We start from the raw sequence: 16,898 nt of genomic DNA, 5'->3' as shown, positions 1-16,898 counted from the left end.
GGCGCGCGCGGGGGCTGACCGGGTCCTCCTAGCCCTCCGGGCAGGCCTGCGAGATCGCCGTGGCGAGGTCGCTCGACGCGGTCGCCACCTGCCCGAGCGCCGTCACGATCGCCGGCGCCTGGGTCGCGACGTCGTCGGTCGTCAGTCCTTCCGTCGCGGTCTCGAGCGCGTCGAACGCGGTCGTGACCTCCTGCACCTGGGGCTGCAGCTCCGAGGAGGCCGACGAGGCGGCGGCCGCGAGGTCGGTCCGCACGTCCGCGATCGCACCGGTCAGCGCGTCGACGCCGTCCTGCCGCACGTCGACGCCCTCGAGTGCGCTCAGCGAGTCCTCCAGGGCGGCGACGTCGCCGCAGGCGGCCGACTCCGTGGGTGTCGCGGTCGCGTCGGAGGAGCCGGACGAGCCGGAGGAGTCGGAGGAGTCGCTGCCGCAGCCCGCGAGGCCCCACGACAGCGCGCCCAGGACGAGCACGGTGCCCACGGACCGACGGGCGGACGGGCTCATCGGCCCAGCCCGGCGCGGACGTCCAGGACGGTGCCCCGGGCCAGCTGGGCGAGGACGGCAGCGCGTTCGACCGGGTCGAGGTCGGCGAGCTCGGCCTCGATCTCGGCGGTGGCCTCCGAGATGATGCTGACCTTGCGCCGGACCCGCCAGCCGACGACGACGACCGCGACCAGAGCGACGGCCAGCGCGGCCAGGCCGATCACCCGGGCGCGCGACCTCCGCGGCGCCTCCACGGTCGTCGTCGCTGTCTCCTCGGCCGCCGGGGCCGCTGTCTCCTCGGCCGCCGGGGCCGCTGTCTCCTCGGGCGTGTCCACGTCAGCACCGTGGCAGGCGCCGCGCCCTGCCGGGGGCCGGATCGACCAAGTTCCCTCGTTCCGGGTGACCTCTGCCAGAAGCCGACCAGACCACCACGCGCGCCACTACGATGCGGTCGACCGAGGAGCACGATGACGTCTGGTGATGCCGGTGGGAACGGCGCAGCCGCCGACGTTCCGCACGTCCCCTTCAAGACCGCCTACGCCGGCAGGTCGCCGTTCGCGTCCTCGACCAAGCCGCCGTGGACCCGGCGCTACGTGCCGCTCGTCGGGTGGGTGAGGGGCTACTCGCGAGACCGGGTCCAGTCCGACCTGGTCGCCGGCCTCACCGTGGCGGCGCTCGCGCTGCCGGCGTCGATGGCGTACGCCGAGCTCGCCGGCCTCCCGGTGACCGCGGGTCTCTACTCGCTGCTCCTGCCCGTGCTGGCGTACGCGGTCCTCGGCTCCGGCGTGCGCGTGGTGATCGGGCCGGAGGGCGCCGTCGCCCTGCTCGTCGCCAGCAGCCTCGCCCCGCTCGCCGCCGCCGGCTCGGCCGAGTACGCCACCCTCGCCGCGGCCCTGGCGATCGCCGCCGGCGCGGTCTTCCTGGTGGCCCGGCTCCTGAGGATCGGCTGGGTCGCGGACTACTTCTCCCAGTCCGTGCTCGTCGGCTACATCACCGGCATCGCCGTGCTGATGATGCTGAGCCAGCTGGAGAAGCTGACCGGGCTGTCCAGCACCTACGACGGCGCGATCCGCGAAGCCGTCGACATCGTCGTGCACCTCGGTGACGCGAACCCGCCGACCCTCGCCGTCGCCGGGTCCGCACTGCTGCTGCTGGTCCTGGTCGGTCGGTTCCTGCCGCGGTGGCCGGGTGCCCTCACGGTCGTGGTCCTCGGGATCGCCGCCTCCTGGGCGCTCGACCTGGAGTCCCACGGGGTCTCGGTCACCGGCTCCACCCCGGCCGGGCTGCCGTCGTTCGCCCGGCCGCACCTGAGCCTCGAGGACCTGCTCTCGCTCGCGCTCCCGGCGGTGGCCATCTTCCTGGTCAGCTTCGCCGACTCGATCCTGACGGCGCGGTCGTTCGCGGCCCGGCACGGCGAGACCGTCGACGCCGATCAGGAGCTGCTCGCCTTCAGCGCCGCGAACGTCGCCGCCGGCTTCACGCACGGCATGCCGATCGGCACCAGCGGCTCCCGCACCGCTGTCAACGACGCGATGAAGGCGACCAGCCAGCTCAGCGGGCTGATGGCGTTCGCCACCATCGTGGTGATCCTGCTGTTCCTCACCGGACCGATCCGCTTCCTCCCCACGGCGGTCCTCGGCGCGGTGATCGTGTATGCCTCGGTGAAGCTGATCGACCCGAGCCAGTGGCGCGAGCTCGCGAGCAGCAGCCGCACCGAGGTCGCGATCGCGGCCGTCACCTCGCTGTGCGTGGTGGTGGTCGGCGTGCTGCCCGCGATCGGGGTCGCGGTCGTGCTGTCGATCATCGACGTCGTACGCCGGACCGCCACCCCTGGCGACGCCGTGCTCGGCTACTCCGACCAGGAGGGTCGGTACGCCGACGTGACCACCCACGCCGATGCCGTGGTCACCCCCGGTGTCGTCGTCTACCGCATCCAGGAGCGGGTGTTCTTCGCCAACGCGCACTTCTTCAAGCGCCGCGTGTGGGCCGCGGTCGACGGCGCCCCGAAGCCGGTGCACCACCTGGTCCTCGACGCCACCATGATCAGCGGGGTCGACGCCGCCGCGGTCGGCGCGATCCGCGAGGTGCAGGCGGGCCTGCACGGCCGCAACATCAGCTTCGAGGTCGCGCGGGCGACCGACGAGCTCCGGGCCGACTTCGACGCGACCGGCCTGACCGAGCTGATCGGTCCCGAGCACTTCCACGGCACCGTCTCGGCCGCCGTCCAGGCCTGCGTCGCCCAGCACCCGGCCCCGCCGGCCGCCTGAGCCGGGTGCGGCAGCAGCACGCTCGTCGAGGTCCCCTAGGCGCAGGATCGGGGGACGGGACCGGCCCGCTGCGGCATGCTGGGGTCATGGTGTTCCTGGTCCCGCGCCAGCTGCGGAGGACCGGCATGACCGGTGACGTCCCCTACTACGGCGGCCGGCTGTCCCCGGCCCAGGCCTACGCCGCGTCGCACCCCAGACCGCCGGCCCCGCCACCCCCGCCGCCGCCGCCTCCGGTCGCGCCGGTCGCGCCGGTCGAGCGCCGGGACCCGGTCGAGGCGCTGGACCGGCTGCTCGAGACCGGCGTGCTCACGCAGCAGGAGTACGACGACCTGCGGGCGCGGACGGCGTCGACGTCGTGAGCGGCCCGGTGCAGGTGCTCGTCGTCGGGTTCGAGAACCCGTCGTTCTCGGGCGCGGTCCTCGAGGAGCTCGGCCGGCTGCGCGAGGCTGGCGTCGTCCGCCTGGTCGACGTGCTGCTGGTGCACCGCGACGACGACGGCTCCTTCGACACCCTGCCGCCACCGGTGGGCTTCGACCCCGAGCTCGGTTCGCTCGCGGCTGAGCTGCTCGGCGGCGGGGACGGGGCGGAGGTTGACGGCGACACCTGGTCGCTGGCCGATGCCGTGCCGCCGGGCGGGGTCGCCGCCGTGGCGCTGCTGGAGCACCTGTGGGCCGAGCCGCTGGTCGGTGCGATCCGCGGGGCCGGCGGCCGCACGCTCGCCGAGACGTGGATCGCGGCCGAGGACCTGGTGCGCGTCACGCCGTGACGTGCGGCCCGGTCGGGGCGGGGGCCACGCCACCTCGACGGCCGGACGCCCGCTGGGTGGACGACGAGTTCCGGGTCGGGACGACGATGAACCTTCGTCGTCGCGACGCGAGTTTTGTCGGCCGGCCGACAAAACTCATGCCTGGACGACGAACCTTCGTCGTCCCAGCGCGAGCTTCATCGGCCGGCCGACAAAACTCATGCCTGGACGATGAACCTTCGTCGTCCCAGCGCGAGCTTCATCGGCCGGCCGACAAAACTCACCGACCCAGGCCGGACAGACTGAGGCCCGGACGGACGCGGTACCACACCCAGATCCGCGTCAACGTCCGGGCACGTCTCAGGTTCTCGCGCTCGACCGCGCCCACCACAGGTCCGAACGTAAGCGGATCTCGGGTCTTTGGTCCTCGCCGGACCCGGGCCTCGGCGTCCACCATGTAGTCGGCGCACGGTTGGCGCACAGGCTGGGTGGTTACCGTGCCCGACGACGACCGGAGCGACTGCCGAGGAGGTCAGGATGAAGCCGATGCTCGCGCGCGGCCGAGGACGAGGCCTGGCCGCCGCCCTGGTGGCGGCGACCGGTGGGGCCGGGACCATCGGCTACGCCGCCTCGATGCTCTACATCCAGCTACAGACGACCCACGGATCGGGACGGGTCGTGCCGGTGGCTGCCGGCAGCGTCGCCGTCGTCCTGATGACGCTGGGCGTCGCCGTCATGAGCCGCGCGGTCGCCCGTGGCCGGTGACGAGCGTCGCAGCAGCACGGTGGCGACGACGGCGATCCAGGCGGTCGTGTAGCAGAGGCTGGCGAGCACGTCGGTGATGTGGTGCGCCCCCTGGTAGAGCCGGGAGAGCGCCACGAACACCGGCACCAGCACGAGCACCCACACCCACGGACGGGTGCGCGGCGCCAGCCACCAGCACAGCAGCGCGGTGCCGCCGTAGACGGCGATCGCGGTCGCGACGTGACCCGAGGGGAAGCTGTGGTCGGGCACCAGGCCCGGGTCGAGGATCCGCACCGGCGGCCGCTGCCGGGTGATCAGGGTCGTCGTGACCCAGTAGAACCCGCCGATGCCGGCCACGAGGAGGGCGAAGTACGCCGCCGGGCGCCAGGAGCGCTTCCACAGCGAGACGACGGCCGCGACGACGGCCGCCACCGCCATGCCGACCGGGGTCTCGCCCAGGAACGTGCCGACGTTCGCGGCGTCGGAGAGCTCCGAGGTGCGTTCGGAGGCGAACCACCGCGACGCGTCGTTGTCCCAGGGGTCGACGCTCGATGCGAGGCTGTGCGTGATCAGCCACCCCACCCCCAGGACCACCGCGAGGATGATCGCCCAGGCCACGAGCACGGTGGTCACCGCGCCCAGCTTCCCTCTCGTCGTACGCTCCATCCCCTGGTGGTTCCCCCGAACAGGTGAGTGCACTCCTGAAGCGCCCACGGACCTCAGGACCCGGGTGCTTGAATGGCGCGTCCGTCTCGGGAGGAGGTGCCCGCGTGCCCGGTCCGAGCGCACCCCACGGCGCGTCGGACGGTTGGTCCGCCCGGACGGCCGTCCGGCTGGTCGCCGTCCTCGTCGCGGCGCTGAGCGTGGTCGTCGGCTCGCTCCTCGTGCTCACCGTCGTCCAGGTCGCCGACGCCCAGTCCCGCCTCGAGGACGACCTCGGCCCCTCCCGCGTCGCCCTCGGGGCGGTGCTCGCGTCGTACGTCGACCAGGAGACCGGCGAGCGGGGCTACATCCTCACCGGGCGCGCGGACTTCCTCCAGCCGTACGACGACGCGCCGGACCGGATCGCGGAGAACCTCGCCGTGGTCCGCACCCACGCGTCGGCCCAGGTCCTGGAGCGGCTGGACGCGGTGACCCGCGCCCACACCGCCTGGCTCCGGACGGCCGAGCGCGAGCTCGCCGCCGCCCGCGCGGGCGACCGGCCGCGCGCGGTGGCCCTCGTCGAGACCGGGCGGGGCAAGGAGCTCTTCGACGACGTCCGTCGCGCGTGGGCGGCCGCCGACGCGACGATCGCCGACGAGCAGCTGGCCGCGACCCGGCGGGCCGACGACCTCCTCACCCGCCTGTCGGTGCTGCTGGCGCTGACCGTGCTGGCGTTCCTCGGCACCGCCGTGCTCGCCGCCGTCGCGTTCGACCGGACCGTGCTGCGCCCGGTCGCGGCGCTCGGGGCCGGCAGCCGGGCGGTGGCCCGCGGCGACCTGGACCACGCCGTCACGGTGGACGGACCACGCGAGGTCGAGGCCGTGGCCCGGGACGTCGACACGATGCGGCGCGCGCTGCTCGACGAGCTCGACGAGTCCCGGCGGGCGACCGAGGCGCTGGCGCTCGGAGAGCCCGCGGTGGCCGCGCTCCAGTCTGCCCTGGCACTGCGGCCGGTGGACCGGCCCGGGCTCGCGATCACCGGTGAGAGATCGCCTCGGCCGAGGGGGTCCTGGCCGGTGACTTCCTCGACCTCGTCGACCTCGCCCCGGACCGGCTGGCCATCGTCCTCGGCGACGTGTCGGGGCACGGCCCGGTCGCGGCCCTCGTGGGGCTCCGCCTGAAGATCGCGCTCGCCACGGTGCTCCGCCGCGAGGGGCTCGAGCCGGCCGTCGCGGTGGCCCGGTCGACCCTCCACGACGAGAACGAGACCTTCGTGACGCTCGTCGTCGCCGTGCTCGACCTGGCCTCGGACACCCTGACCTACAGCAACGCCGGCCACCCCTCGCCGTTCCTGGTCCGCGCGGACGGCGAGGTGCTGCCGCTGGTGCCGACCGGACCGCTGGTCAGCCCGGTGCTCGACGACGCGACCTGGACGATCGAGACCGTCCGGTTCGGGCCGGGGGACCGGCTGGTCGCGTTCTCCGACGGCGTCCTCGAGGCGCGTGACGACCGGGGCGAGGAGTTCGGGACCGACGGCGTGCTGGCGACGGTCGGTCGCGCCGGCGACACCGTCGAGATCGTGCACCGACTCCGGTCGGCCGTCCGGGACCACGAGGTGCGCCCGCGCGACGACGTCACGATCCTGGCCGCGGGACGCCAGGGCCGGGGTCAGCGACCGGTCGCGTAGGTGTCGGTGGACCCGTCCGCCCAGACGACGAGCCCGCTGCGGCCGGGCCGGGTCCGCAGCCAGTCGAGCGCCCCGCGACCCATCGCGTACGCCGCCGTGGCGTCGATGTCGGCCCAGGTGAGGTCGTCGGCCACCACGGTCACCGAGGCGACGCCCTCGGGCGGCCGGCCGCTCCGGGCGTCCACGACGTGCGCACCGCGGTGGGCGGCTCCCGAGGTCGCGACCGCACCGTGGTGGACCGGCACCACGGCGAGCACCCGGGTCGGGTCCCGCGGGTCCTCGATCCCGATCCGCCACGGCTCGCCGCCCGGGTCGCGCACGGCGCAGACCATGTCGCCGCCGCCGGAGAGGCAGGAGTCGGTGCCCTCGAGCGCCTCGAGCGCCCGGCTCGCGCGCTGCACGGCCCAGCCCTTGACGACGCCGTCGGTGTCGAGCGGCACGCCCGGACGGCGTACGTCGAAGGCGCCGCCGGACGTCCGGCGCGCCTCCTCGGCCAGCGCCAGCACCTCGGCGACCTCCGTCGGGCAGTCCGCGACGCCGATCTCGCCGCGCCCGAGCCGGGAGATGGCGGAGTCCGGCTGGTAGCGGCTGAAGACCCGGTCGGCCTCCCGGAGCACGCCGAGCACCTCGGCCCAGGCGGCGTCGGCGCGCGGGCCGGTGGCGTGCCGGCCGCGCAGGGCGAGGCTGATCGGCAGGCCCATCACCATCTCGACGCGCCGGTGCACCGGGGCCGTCACGGTGGTGGTCACATCCCGGCCTGGTCGAGCGCGCTCTGCAACGACTGGATGTAGCCCGCGCTCGTGTAGGTGGCCCCGCTGACCATGTCGATGTTCGCGCTCTGCTGGTCCATCGTCTCCTGGATGAGGATCGGCAGCGCGTAGTTGGCGATCTCGATGTCCTGCCCGTTGCTGTTCGGGTACTGCGGCACGCTCACGTGGGTGATGGTGCTGCCGGACAGGGTCACCTCGACCTGGACCGGACCCCACTGGGTCTGGGCGACGCTTCCGGTGACGGTCCGCGACGAGGTCGGCTGCGACCCCTGGGCCGATCCGTCCGAGGAGCCGCCGGAGCCGCCCGACCCGCCGCCGGAGCCTCCGCCGGAGGACGAGCCGCCGGAGCCGTGCCCCGAGCTCGAGATCGCGGCCGGGGGACTGGCGGTGACGGCCGGCCCCGAGGTCGACGTGTGGTAGCCGAAGAGCAGCACCAGCACGGACACGGTGCTGAGGAACCAGAGGACGATGCGCTTCACGGGGTCACCACGCGAAGGTCTCGACGTGGAGGCGCTCGGGCGGCAGCCCGGCGGCCAGGAGGTCGCGGCGGACCAGGGTCGCCCAGGCGTCGGGCCCGCAGACGTAGACGTCGCGGTAGGCGATGTCGGGGATCCAGCCGCGCAGGGCGTCGAGGTCGGAGAACTGGCCGACGCTGGGTGGCATCCAGGACCAGTCGGCGCGCCGGTGCCCGGGGAGCCGCAGCACCTGCAGGCCGCGCTCGCGGCACAGGGTGTCGACCTCGCGGGCGAACAGGGGCGTGTCGCCGTACCGCTCGACGTAGATCGCGTCGCCAGGGGCGTAGGGCAGCTCCTCGGCGAGCGCGCGCAGCGGGGCCATCCCGACGCCGGCGCCGATCAGGGCGACGCGGGGCTGGGTGCGCGCGCGGGAGCTGAGCCGGCCGTAGGGGCCCTCGACGAGCACCCGGGTGCCGGGGGTCAGCTGGTGGGCGCTGCGGCTGCCGTCGCCGACGTCCTGCACGGTGATCCGCAGGCTGCGACCGTCCGGTGCCGCCGACAGGGAGTAGGGGTTGGCGCGGGTCCAGCCCGGACGGCCGAGGAAGCGCCAGGTGAAGAACTGCCCGGCCTCGGCCTTCATCCGGTGCAGGTGGCGGCCGGTCATGTACACCGAGGCGATGCCCGGGGCCTCCTGGACGACCGAGGTCACCCGGACCTGGTGCCAGGCGGTGCGCCACAGCGGTAGCGCGACGCGCCAGACCACGACGGCGCCGGCGGCGAGGGCCCAGGCGGTCCACCAGAAGACGGTGCGGCCGGGGGAGGAGAGGAACTGCTGCCCGGTCCAGAGCTGGTGGGGCAGGGCGAGGCCCACGCCCACGTAGGCGTAGAGGTGGATCAGGTGCCACGACTCGTAGCGGATCCGGCGCCGGGCGGCGCGGATGCTGGTGCCGACGACGAGGAACAGGAAGACGGTGCCGGCGACCGCGAGCAGCATGCCCGGGTCCTGCCAGGTCAGGTTCCACAGCGTGGTCGGGACCTGCGCGAGCGAGCCGACGGCGTAGCCCCAGGTGATCAGGACGACGTGCGTGAGCATCAGGTTGAACGAGGTGAAGCCGACCAGCCGGTGCTGGCGCGCCAACCGGTCCTGCCCGAAGGCGCGCTCGAGGACGGGCACCCGCGCCATCAGGAGCACCTGCGCGAGCAGGAGCACCGAGGCGACCAGGCCCGTCAGCCGGCCGACCGACGTCAGGCCGGTCACCCAGCCACCGAGGTCGGTGACCCCGCCGGCCGCAGCCCACCAGTAGGTGACCAGGAGCAGGGACAGCCAGAGCGCGGAGCCGGCGACCAGCCGGACGCCGGCGTCGAGCTGGGCCCGGGTCCCGCTCTCACGGTGCCTCATGTGGGACACCGTGGGAGCGGGCAGGGTGGAGGTCATTCCGACTCGCCACCCTCCGACGAGTCGTCGTCGTCGTGGTCGCCGTAGTCGTCGTCGTCGTGGTCGCCGGGGAGGGTGCCGGGGGCGGGCGCGCCCGGGGGCGGCCCGTCCTGCTGCCAGCGCTGGTCGACCGGGAACGACTCGTCCCGGCCACCGTCGCCGGCCGCGGCGTGGCCGGCCGCGAAGGCGCCGGCACCGACCAGGACCAGGGCGGCGGCCGCGCCGCCGGCCAGGAGGGCCGCGCGGCTGGGCCGGGCGGGTCGACCAGCCGGGGCCGGCGGGACGGGGAGGGGCTGCCCGACGGGGGCGCCGGCGGTGCCGGGGGCTGGTCCGCGGGCGGCGCCGGCGGGGTGGCCTCGTGCGCCGCAGGCTCCCACCTGTTGCCGCTGGTGGCGCCGATCGGCGCGGTCTCGCCGTCGGGCCGCTGCGGGGCGCTGTCGGGGGTGGTGTTCTCGGGCACCGGGATCTCCCATCTCGTTCTTGCGGTGCTCGTAGCCTCCCGGGCCAGGTTGGGTCCGGGCTGGGCCCTTCCTGTCCGCTTCCTGTGAGACGCCACGGGGCGGGTCGGGGAGGGCGGTGCGCGGGGCTGCGAGGCCACCGGGTCGCCGGACGTCCGCCGCCGGGCCGGGAGGACGATCGGCCCGACGGCGTCCGTCCTCAGCCCGCGCGGAGAGGGAGGGCGGCGCGGGCGTGCTCGGTGAGCAGGGCGAGGAGGTGGGTGCGGGCGCGCGGGTGCTCGAGCGCGCCGGGCTCGGCGAGCAGCTCGGCGTAGGCGCGCGCCAGGGCGTCCTCCGCGTCAGCCGGGGAGCGGTGGAGGCACCGCGCGAGCCGCCAGGCCGTCGCCGCGGTGTCGTCGTAGAACTGCTGAGCGGTTCGCACCCCGACCCCCTTGGCTAAACGGCTTGTTGAGATCTACTGTGAACAATATGAACCACGTGTTGAAGTCTTCGCAAGGCCTCCTGACGATCGGTGACCTCGCCGAGCGCACCGGCGTCGCCCCGGCGACGCTGCGGATGTGGGAGCAGCGGCACGGCTTCCCGACGCCCGACCGGCTGCCCAGCGGGCACCGCCGCTACCGCGAGAGCGACGTGCCGGTGATCGCGGAGGTGCTGCGCCGGCGCGAGGACGGCGTCCGGCTCGACGTGGCGATCGACCGGGCGGTGACGCAGACGCTCGCCGAGGCCGAGCCGGCGCCGGCCTCGGTGTTCGCCGAGCTGCGGCGCCGGCACCCGGCGCTGCAGCCCTACCGGCTGCGCAAGGACACCCTGCTCGCCCTGTCCTGGGCGATCGAGGACGAGTTCTGCGCCCGGGCCACGCGACCGCACCTGTTCGGCGCGTTCCAGCGCGCGGAGTTCTGGCGTCCCGCGCGGGCCCGGTGGCGCGAGCTCGCCCGGGTCGCCCGCTCGGCGTTCGTGCTCGTCGACAGCCCCGACGCCACGGCGGCCGGCGACGGGCTGGTCGAGGTCGCGCTCGCAGCGGACTCGCCGATGCGTCGCGAGTGGGTCGTGGTGTGCGAGTCGGCGGAGCTCCCTGCCGCACTCACTGCCTGGGAGCTGCCCGGTCAGGAGGACGTCCGCGACGGGGACCGGCTCTTCGAGAGCCTGTGGACCGTCGACCCGGCCGCCGTCCGCGACGCCGCCCGGGTCTGCGCCCGCACCGCGCAGCAGGCCGGGGCCGCGGAGGCGTCACCGGTCCTCTTCGACCTCGCCGGGCCGGCGCCGTCGGGCGTGACCGACCTCGCTGCCGTCACCACGCTCTTCAACCGCGTCGTCGCGTACGTCGACGCGGGCACCCCCGCGGGTCGCGGCTGACCCTCCGGCCGGTGCCGCGCCGGCGGCGAGGCACACTGGCGCCATGTCGCTCGGGTTCCGACTGGTGTTGCTGACGTCCGCCCTCCTCGTCGGCCTCGGGTCACTGACCGCGTCGGCCGAGGGGGCAGCGGTCACCACGCCGACCCGGTTGCAGCTCGACCCGACGCCGGCGTACGCCGACCGGCCGACCACGCTCGAGGTGGACCTGACCAGCGACGCCGGTGACCCCGTGCCCGGCGCCCCGGTCCTGGTCGAGCGGCGCACTGCAGGGGCGTGGACGTCGGTCGCGACCCTCACGACCGACGCCGAGGGGCACGCGGCCGTCGACCTCGTCGTGGCCCGGACGGCCGCCGACAACGCGGTCCGGGCGACCTATGCGGGCGACGTCGACCACGACCCGGTCACGACGACGGGCCGCCTGGAGCTGCTGCGCCGCAACGGCCGCGTGGCGACCGGAGGGCCGGAGAAGGTCGTCGACGGTCACGACGTGGCGGTCACCGTCCGCTGGACGACCCGGTCGGGCGACCCGGTCGAGGGCACCGTCGAGCTGTTCCGGTCGCTGGCCGGCAAGCGCTGGGAGCTGGTGCGCCGGCTCCGCACCGACACCCACGGGCGCGCCGCCATCACGACGACCCCGCGCGTCGACTCCCGGTGGCGGGCCCGTGCGGTGGGGCAGGAGTGGGTCGAGGGCGGGTGGAGCCCGGTGCACCGCGTCGACAACCTGCCCCCCACGCCGCCGGTGCGGCTCCCGGCCGCAGCGCCCCGGCCGCGCCGGTCGCTCCCGCCGCAGCCGCGAGCCGCCGGCGACGGGCCGCACTGGTGGTCACGCCGATCCCCGCCCGGACCTGGCGGCAGATGGCCGGTGTCACCTGGCACTCCGGCTGCCCGCTGGGGCGGTCGTCGCTCCGGCTGGTCCGGGTGAGCTACTGGGACTACCACGGCTACGCGCGCCGCGGCGAGCTCGTCGCGTCGGCCGACGCCGCCCGGGCCATCGGCTCGGCGCTCGCCGACATGTACCGGCACCGGCTGCCGGTCCGGGCGATGTACAGGGTCGACCGCTTCGGCTGGGGAGCCCGCTCGCACGGCGGGGACGACTACGCGTCGATGGCGGCCGGCAACACCTCGGCGTTCAACTGCCGCGACGTCACCGGCCGGCCCGGGGTGCGATCGCCGCACAGCTACGGCCGCTCGCTCGACCTCAACACGTGGGAGAACCCGTACCGCTCGGCGCGGGGCATCGTCCCGGACGCCTGGTGGCAGGGCCACTCCCACCCGCGGGTCGCCTGTCCCACCCGCGGGTCGCCTGGCGCTCGCGCACGCACGCCGTCGTCCGGCTGATGGCCCGGCACGGCCTGCGGTGGACCTACGGCCTCGGCGACACCCAGCACTTCGACTACGTCGGCAGCCGCGCCCGCGCGCTCGTGGCGCCGCGCCCGTGCGACCGGAACTGCGACTGAGCCCGTGGCCGCTGTTCGAGACCGTAGCCACCCAGGCCTCCGGCCGGGAGACGGGAGGCGGCGGTCGACCCTGCCGGGACCGGTCGCTGGCTAGATTCACCTGGTGACCGCCGACCCCGACTGCGTGTTCTGCTCGATCGTCGCCGGCGACCTGCCCGCCGACGTGGTGCTCGACGAGCCGGAGCTGGTCGCGTTCCTCGACCGGCGCCCGCTCTTCAAGGGCCACGTCCTGCTGGTGCCGCGCCAGCACGTGGTCACCCTCGTCGACCTGCCGGCCCGGCTCCGCGACCCGTTCCTCGAGGCGGGCCAGCGGCTCGCGGCGGCCATGGTCGCCGGGCTGGGGGCCCAGGGCAGCTTCGTGGCCGTGAACAACGTCGTCAGCCAGTCCGTGCCGCACCTGCACCTGCACGTCGTGCCCCGGACGAAGGGGGACGGGCTGCGCGGCTTCTTCTGGCCGCGGACGAAGTACGCCGACGGCGAGGCGGCCGAGTACGCCGCGCGGCTCCGGTCAGCAACCTGAACCGGCCCGGACGCGTCTCCCGGGCATGAGCGCACGCATTCTCGGGATCCTGACCCTCCTCCTCACCCTTCTCGCCGCGCCGGCGGTGGCAGCGCCGACGGCCGAGCCGCCGGGCCGGCGCGACCCGTCCGTCCCGGGCCCCGGCTCCTACCTCGCCCTGGTCGACCACGGGACCCGCGGCGACCACGGCGTCGAGCCCGCCCGGCAGCGCCTCGTCCTCGTCGACCGCGACGGCACGCAGCACGTCGTCCTGTCCCGGCCGGCCGGCGGCTACCGCACCATGCGCCTGGTCGACTGGTCGCCCGACGGCAGCACCGCGCTGCTGCTCACCGGCCGCGAGGGCCACCAGCGAGCGATCACCGTCGACGTCGTGACTGGGTGGTCGATGACGACCCGGGTCCCGTCCGACGCCGCGTCGGTCGTGCTCTCCCCGGACACCGGCGGGCTCCTGGTCGCCGCGTTCGGCGACCGCACCGGCGAGCCGCTCTCCCTCGTGGCCCGCGACGGCACCCGTACCCGGCTGGCCGCCCGGATGACCGGCACCCTGCTCCCGTCGCTCGACGGGTCGACCCTGCTGACCAACGGCGCGCACTGGCGCGCCCGGGTGATGCGGGTGCTCTCGGCGACCGACGGCTCCGTCGTACGACGGGTCGCCGTCGACGGCCGCTGCCAGCCGGTGCGCTGGTGGGGCGGCGACCGGGCCCTGCTCACCTGCGGCGCGGACCTGGCCCTGCTGGACCTGGCGACCGGCGACTTCCGGCGGCTCACCAGCCGGCACGACGCGGGCGACGGCGACCTGGGGCACCTCGACGCGCGTCGGATCGACGGCGGCCTCTACGTCCAGGTCGCCGGCGGCTGCGGCGAGCAGTTCCTCGGGAGGAGGGAGCGCGGCGGGCGGGTGACCCCGGTCGACGTGCCGGGCGCGGTCGGCAACGTCCTGCTCCTCGGCGGCACCCGGGACCGGCTGGTGGTCCAGCACGCGCAGAGCTGCGAGGGAGCCGCTCCCCGCTCGGTGATCGCGCGCCTCGACCCGGCGACCGGGCACGAGCGGACGCTGGTCCGCCTGCCCCGGTCGGAGGACTTCGGCGCGGTCCTCGCCCACGGCGAGCGCCAACCCCTCGGCTACTGACCGGTTCGCCGTCGCCTATGGTGTGGTTCCGACGGGTCCGACCCTCGGGCTCGTCGGACCACGAGGAGCCACATTCCATGGGCCGTTTTGACGGACGGGTTGTTGTCGTCACCGGTGCCGCGCGCGGCATCGGATTCGGGACCGCGACGCGGTTCGCGGAGGAGGGCGCCTCGGTCGCCGTCCTCGACCTCGACGAGGCGAGCGCGGCCGACGCCGCCGCGAGGCTGCCGCTCGTCGACGGTGCGAAGTCCGTCGGCATCGGGTGCGACGTCAGTGACGCCGCCTCCGCCGAGGCGGCGGTCGAGCGCGTCGTCGCCGAGCTGGGCGGCATCCACGTCCTGGTGAACAACGCCGGGATCACCCGCGACAACCTGCTGTTCAAGATGACCGAGGACGACTGGGACCTGGTGATGAACGTCCACCTGCGCGGTGCGTTCCTCATGACCCGGGCGGCCCAGAAGCACTTCGTCGCCCAGCGGTACGGCAAGATCCTCAACCTCTCGAGCGTGTCCGCGCTCGGCAACCGCGGGCAGGCCAACTACTCGGCCGCCAAGATGGGCGTGCAGGGCTTCACCCGCACCCTCGGCATCGAGCTCGGCCCCTTCGGCATCAACGCCAACGCGATCGCGCCGGGCTTCATCGTGACCGAGATGACCGACGACACCGCGCGCCGGCTCAAGCTCGAGCCCGAGCAGCTGCGCGAGATGAGCGCCGAGGCGAACCCGGTCAAGCGGGTCGGCTACCCCGAGGACATCGCGGCCGCTGCCGCGTTCCTGTGCAGCGACGAGGCGTCGTACGTCACCGGCCAGACGCTGTACGTCGACGGCGGCGCCAAGCTCGGCTAGCTGCGACCGGCGCGTCGAGCCCCAGGCGGTCCGCGCTCCCGCTCCGGGCGCGCCTCCCCGCCCGGGCTGGCGAGCGCCTGCACACTGGAAGTCGACCAGAACACTTGAGAATCACGAAACGGAGCGATCCCGTGCGCCGTGCCCACCTGTCCCACCCCCGGTCCCTGGCGGTCGTCCTCGTGGCAGCGAGCCTCGCGCTCGCCGGCTGCGGCGGCGGCAGCGACGACTCGGGGGACGAGACCCCGGCGGCGCAGCAGGTCGCCGGCGCCGACGAGCTCTCCTCGAGCTGGCCGCTGACCGGCCTGCCCGTGAGCGGCGACGAGGAGGCGGCCCAGGACCACCCGGTGATCGTCGCCAAGATGGACAACACCGAGGCCAGCGCGCCGCAGGTCGGCCTCGGCTCGGCCGACCTGGTCGTCGAGGAGCTCGTCGAGGGCGGGCTGACCCGGCTCGCGGCGTTCTACTACTCCGACATCCCCGACCTGGTCGGTCCGGTGCGCTCGATGCGCGCGAGCGACATCGGGATCGTCTCCCCGGTCGATGCGACCATCGCGACGAGCGGTGCAGCGGGCGTGACGATCGGCCGGATCAAGGACGCCGGCATCTCGTTCTACGCCGAGGGCTCGAACGGCTTCGAGCGCGACAGCTCGCGTGTCGCGCCGTACAACCTGTTCGCGAACCTCCAGGACGTCGCCACCGAGGCCCAGCTCGACGAGCCCGAGCGGCCGGCCGACTACCTGCCGTGGGGCAGCGAGGACGATTTCCCGCAGGGTCAGCCCGCGAAGTCGATCGCGGCGACCTTCGGCGGCGGCCACACGACGAGCTGGACCTATGACGGCAAGGGCTACGTCAACGAGAACACCTACGCCGGCTCGGGGGACACCTTCCCGGCCGACACGGTGCTCGTGCTGCGGGTCCAGGTCGGCGACGCCGGCTACCTCGACCCGGCCGGCAACCCGGTGCCGGAGACCAAGTTCACCGGCAAGGGCGAGGCGATGGTCTTCCACGACGGTCGCCTGGTGCGCGGGACCTGGGAGAAGAAGGACCTCGGGTCCCCGATCTCGCTCTCGACGAAGGCCGGCGACCTCACGGTGCCGGCCGGCCACACCTGGATCGAGCTGGTGCCGGCGGCCGGCGGGAACGTCACGTACCAGAAGTAGTGCCGACCACCCCGCCGAGCGTGGGGGCGGGCAGCTCGACGCCCCCCTCGGCGAGGGCCTGGAACCCGGCCAGGATGAACCCGATCGCGGTCTCGACGTTGGCGGCCGCGAGCACCGGGTCCTCCGCCCCGGAGACCGACTCACCGGCCGAGGACATGGCGCCGAAGAAGATCCGCGCGAAGGTCTGGGTCAGGTCCTCGTCGAGCTCCCACGTGCCGGCGGCGAGCACGGCGCGCACGATCTCGAGCACGTTGGCGAAGGTCGATCGCTCCTCCTGCTCGCGGAACCGCTCGTAGCCGAGGACCGACGGCCCCTCCTGGATCACGATCCGCCGGTAGCGCGCCTCCTGGACCACCTCGAGGAAGGCGCGCAGCCCGGCGGTCGCCTTCTCCCACGGGTCCTTGCGGCCCTTGAGCGCCCGCTGGATCGCCCGGGAGGCGTCGTTCTCGACCCGCTCGAAGACCGCCTCGAAGAGCGCCTGCTTGCCGCTGAAGTGGTGGTAGAGCGCCCCCTTGGTGACCCGGGCGCCGGCCACGATGGCGTCCAGGGAGGTCGCGGCGTAGCCGTTCTCGGTGAACAGCTCCTCGGCCACGTCGACCAGGGCCCGCTTCGTCGAGGCGGAGTACTGCTGGCGCCGGGAGGTGCCGGGGACGCCCGGGACCTTCGGGACGAGCTTGCTGACCGAGGACTTGCTCATAGTCCCGGGAGCCTAGTACCGACCGTCGGTACGGGTGATCCGGATCACCGGAG

Annotated in this window: 21 protein-coding genes; 12 read left to right on the top strand and 9 right to left on the bottom strand. The window is 74.5% G+C overall.

Going from position 1 to position 16,898, the window contains the following annotated elements:
- Positions 1 to 28 precede the first annotated feature (28 nt).
- Positions 29 to 502, bottom strand: coding sequence for a hypothetical protein (locus ACILQ5_RS02065; RefSeq protein ID WP_395656299.1), 474 nt, complete (start codon positions 500 to 502; stop codon positions 29 to 31).
- Positions 499 to 816 (bottom strand): hypothetical protein, encoded by a 318-nt coding sequence (locus tag ACILQ5_RS02060; RefSeq protein WP_395656298.1) that lies wholly within the window; start codon positions 814 to 816, stop codon positions 499 to 501. The genes ACILQ5_RS02065 and ACILQ5_RS02060 overlap by 4 nt, the downstream gene beginning before the upstream one ends.
- A 132-nt stretch (positions 817 to 948) precedes the next feature.
- Here ACILQ5_RS02060 and ACILQ5_RS02055 point away from each other — a divergent pair, with 132 nt between their 5' ends.
- From ACILQ5_RS02055 to ACILQ5_RS02045, 3 genes are all read left to right on the top strand, one after another.
- Positions 949 to 2,748: a SulP family inorganic anion transporter gene (locus tag ACILQ5_RS02055; RefSeq protein ID WP_395656297.1), complete on the top strand. Its 1,800-nt coding sequence runs from the start codon at positions 949 to 951 to the stop codon at positions 2,746 to 2,748.
- Between the two features lie 86 nt (positions 2,749 to 2,834).
- The gene (locus ACILQ5_RS02050) at positions 2,835 to 3,107 is read left to right on the top strand and encodes a hypothetical protein (protein ID WP_395656296.1); all 273 of its coding nucleotides are present in this window, start codon (positions 2,835 to 2,837) and stop codon (positions 3,105 to 3,107) included.
- The gene (locus ACILQ5_RS02045) at positions 3,104 to 3,514 is read left to right on the top strand and encodes a hypothetical protein (protein ID WP_395656295.1); all 411 of its coding nucleotides are present in this window, start codon (positions 3,104 to 3,106) and stop codon (positions 3,512 to 3,514) included. Before ACILQ5_RS02050 ends, ACILQ5_RS02045 begins: the two co-directional genes overlap by 4 nt.
- A gap of 627 nt (positions 3,515 to 4,141) precedes the next feature.
- On the opposite strand, the gene ACILQ5_RS02040 is transcribed toward ACILQ5_RS02045, so the two are convergent.
- Positions 4,142 to 4,870, bottom strand: a complete 729-nt coding sequence (locus tag ACILQ5_RS02040; RefSeq protein ID WP_395656294.1) for a phosphatase PAP2 family protein — start codon at positions 4,868 to 4,870, stop codon at positions 4,142 to 4,144.
- Positions 4,871 to 5,007: 137 nt separating this feature from the next.
- Here ACILQ5_RS02040 and ACILQ5_RS02035 point away from each other — a divergent pair, with 137 nt between their 5' ends.
- On the top strand, positions 5,008 to 6,060 hold the full coding sequence (locus ACILQ5_RS02035) for a CHASE3 domain-containing protein (RefSeq protein ID WP_395656293.1): 1,053 nt from the start codon (positions 5,008 to 5,010) through the stop codon (positions 6,058 to 6,060).
- Positions 6,045 to 6,566, top strand: coding sequence for a PP2C family protein-serine/threonine phosphatase (locus tag ACILQ5_RS02030; protein WP_395656292.1), 522 nt, complete (start codon positions 6,045 to 6,047; stop codon positions 6,564 to 6,566). Before ACILQ5_RS02035 ends, ACILQ5_RS02030 begins: the two co-directional genes overlap by 16 nt.
- Here the strand turns inward: ACILQ5_RS02030 and ACILQ5_RS02025 are convergent.
- The 5 genes from ACILQ5_RS02025 to ACILQ5_RS02005 all read right to left on the bottom strand — a co-directional run bounded on the left by ACILQ5_RS02025 (position 6,548) and on the right by ACILQ5_RS02005 (position 10,105).
- A complete protein-coding gene (locus tag ACILQ5_RS02025; RefSeq protein ID WP_395656291.1) occupies positions 6,548 to 7,315 on the bottom strand; it encodes an FAD:protein FMN transferase in 768 nt (255 codons plus the stop codon). The genes ACILQ5_RS02030 and ACILQ5_RS02025 overlap by 19 nt on opposite strands.
- Positions 7,312 to 7,815: an FMN-binding protein gene (locus tag ACILQ5_RS02020; protein WP_395656290.1), complete on the bottom strand. Its 504-nt coding sequence runs from the start codon at positions 7,813 to 7,815 to the stop codon at positions 7,312 to 7,314. The genes ACILQ5_RS02025 and ACILQ5_RS02020 overlap by 4 nt, the downstream gene beginning before the upstream one ends.
- A gap of 4 nt (positions 7,816 to 7,819) precedes the next feature.
- Positions 7,820 to 9,190 (bottom strand): ferric reductase-like transmembrane domain-containing protein, encoded by a 1,371-nt coding sequence (locus ACILQ5_RS02015; protein WP_395656289.1) that lies wholly within the window; start codon positions 9,188 to 9,190, stop codon positions 7,820 to 7,822.
- 32 nt (positions 9,191 to 9,222) lie between these two features.
- Positions 9,223 to 9,603, bottom strand: coding sequence for a hypothetical protein (locus ACILQ5_RS02010; RefSeq protein WP_395656288.1), 381 nt, complete (start codon positions 9,601 to 9,603; stop codon positions 9,223 to 9,225).
- A 280-nt stretch (positions 9,604 to 9,883) separates the two neighbouring features.
- Positions 9,884 to 10,105 carry a hypothetical protein gene (locus tag ACILQ5_RS02005; RefSeq protein ID WP_395656287.1) on the bottom strand — a complete coding sequence of 74 codons (222 nt, stop codon included), beginning with the start codon at positions 10,103 to 10,105 and terminating at the stop codon, positions 9,884 to 9,886.
- Between the two features lie 47 nt (positions 10,106 to 10,152).
- On the opposite strand from ACILQ5_RS02005, the gene ACILQ5_RS02000 reads away from it, so the two are divergent.
- From ACILQ5_RS02000 to ACILQ5_RS01970, 7 genes are all read left to right on the top strand, one after another.
- A complete protein-coding gene (locus ACILQ5_RS02000; RefSeq protein WP_395656286.1) occupies positions 10,153 to 11,037 on the top strand; it encodes a DICT sensory domain-containing protein in 885 nt (294 codons plus the stop codon).
- 43 nt (positions 11,038 to 11,080) lie between these two features.
- Positions 11,081 to 11,959, top strand: a complete 879-nt coding sequence (locus ACILQ5_RS01995) for a hypothetical protein (RefSeq protein WP_395656285.1) — start codon at positions 11,081 to 11,083, stop codon at positions 11,957 to 11,959.
- Positions 11,956 to 12,375 (top strand): M15 family metallopeptidase, encoded by a 420-nt coding sequence (locus ACILQ5_RS01990; protein WP_395656284.1) that lies wholly within the window; start codon positions 11,956 to 11,958, stop codon positions 12,373 to 12,375. Before ACILQ5_RS01995 ends, ACILQ5_RS01990 begins: the two co-directional genes overlap by 4 nt.
- A 222-nt stretch (positions 12,376 to 12,597) precedes the next feature.
- Positions 12,598 to 13,014, top strand: a complete 417-nt coding sequence (locus ACILQ5_RS01985) for an HIT family protein (protein WP_395656283.1) — start codon at positions 12,598 to 12,600, stop codon at positions 13,012 to 13,014.
- A gap of 25 nt (positions 13,015 to 13,039) precedes the next feature.
- The gene (locus ACILQ5_RS01980) at positions 13,040 to 14,143 is read left to right on the top strand and encodes a hypothetical protein (protein WP_395656282.1); all 1,104 of its coding nucleotides are present in this window, start codon (positions 13,040 to 13,042) and stop codon (positions 14,141 to 14,143) included.
- Between the two features lie 77 nt (positions 14,144 to 14,220).
- Positions 14,221 to 14,988, top strand: coding sequence for an SDR family NAD(P)-dependent oxidoreductase (locus ACILQ5_RS01975; RefSeq protein WP_395656281.1), 768 nt, complete (start codon positions 14,221 to 14,223; stop codon positions 14,986 to 14,988).
- A 131-nt stretch (positions 14,989 to 15,119) separates the two neighbouring features.
- On the top strand, positions 15,120 to 16,148 hold the full coding sequence (locus ACILQ5_RS01970) for a DUF3048 domain-containing protein (protein ID WP_395656280.1): 1,029 nt from the start codon (positions 15,120 to 15,122) through the stop codon (positions 16,146 to 16,148).
- Here ACILQ5_RS01970 and ACILQ5_RS01965 read toward each other — a convergent pair.
- Positions 16,132 to 16,845, bottom strand: coding sequence for a TetR/AcrR family transcriptional regulator (locus ACILQ5_RS01965; RefSeq protein ID WP_395656279.1), 714 nt, complete (start codon positions 16,843 to 16,845; stop codon positions 16,132 to 16,134). The genes ACILQ5_RS01970 and ACILQ5_RS01965 overlap by 17 nt on opposite strands.
- Positions 16,846 to 16,898: the final 53 nt, after the last annotated feature.

The organism is Nocardioides sp. (assembly GCF_044226305.1).
Classification (GTDB): domain Bacteria; phylum Actinomycetota; class Actinomycetes; order Propionibacteriales; family Nocardioidaceae; genus Nocardioides.
The sequence above is the reverse complement of the archived record's forward strand: the minus strand, read 5'-3'. Positions and strand labels throughout refer to the sequence as shown.

What these genes read in the sequence shown, in the direction of transcription:
- ACILQ5_RS02015 (WP_395656289.1), bottom strand. Translation starts at nt 9,190, where the DNA reads ATGAGGCACCGTGAGAGCGGGACCCGGGCCCAGCTCGACGCCGGCGTC.
- ACILQ5_RS01965 (WP_395656279.1), bottom strand. Translation starts at nt 16,845, where the DNA reads ATGAGCAAGTCCTCGGTCAGCAAGCTCGTCCCGAAGGTCCCGGGCGTC.
- ACILQ5_RS01980 (WP_395656282.1), top strand. Translation starts at nt 13,040, where the DNA reads ATGAGCGCACGCATTCTCGGGATCCTGACCCTCCTCCTCACCCTTCTC.
- ACILQ5_RS01995 (WP_395656285.1), top strand. Translation starts at nt 11,081, where the DNA reads ATGTCGCTCGGGTTCCGACTGGTGTTGCTGACGTCCGCCCTCCTCGTC.
- ACILQ5_RS01975 (WP_395656281.1), top strand. Translation starts at nt 14,221, where the DNA reads ATGGGCCGTTTTGACGGACGGGTTGTTGTCGTCACCGGTGCCGCGCGC.
- ACILQ5_RS02000 (WP_395656286.1), top strand. Translation starts at nt 10,153, where the DNA reads ATGAACCACGTGTTGAAGTCTTCGCAAGGCCTCCTGACGATCGGTGAC.
- ACILQ5_RS02055 (WP_395656297.1), top strand. Translation starts at nt 949, where the DNA reads ATGACGTCTGGTGATGCCGGTGGGAACGGCGCAGCCGCCGACGTTCCG.
- ACILQ5_RS02065 (WP_395656299.1), bottom strand. Translation starts at nt 502, where the DNA reads ATGAGCCCGTCCGCCCGTCGGTCCGTGGGCACCGTGCTCGTCCTGGGC.
- ACILQ5_RS02050 (WP_395656296.1), top strand. Translation starts at nt 2,835, where the DNA reads ATGGTGTTCCTGGTCCCGCGCCAGCTGCGGAGGACCGGCATGACCGGT.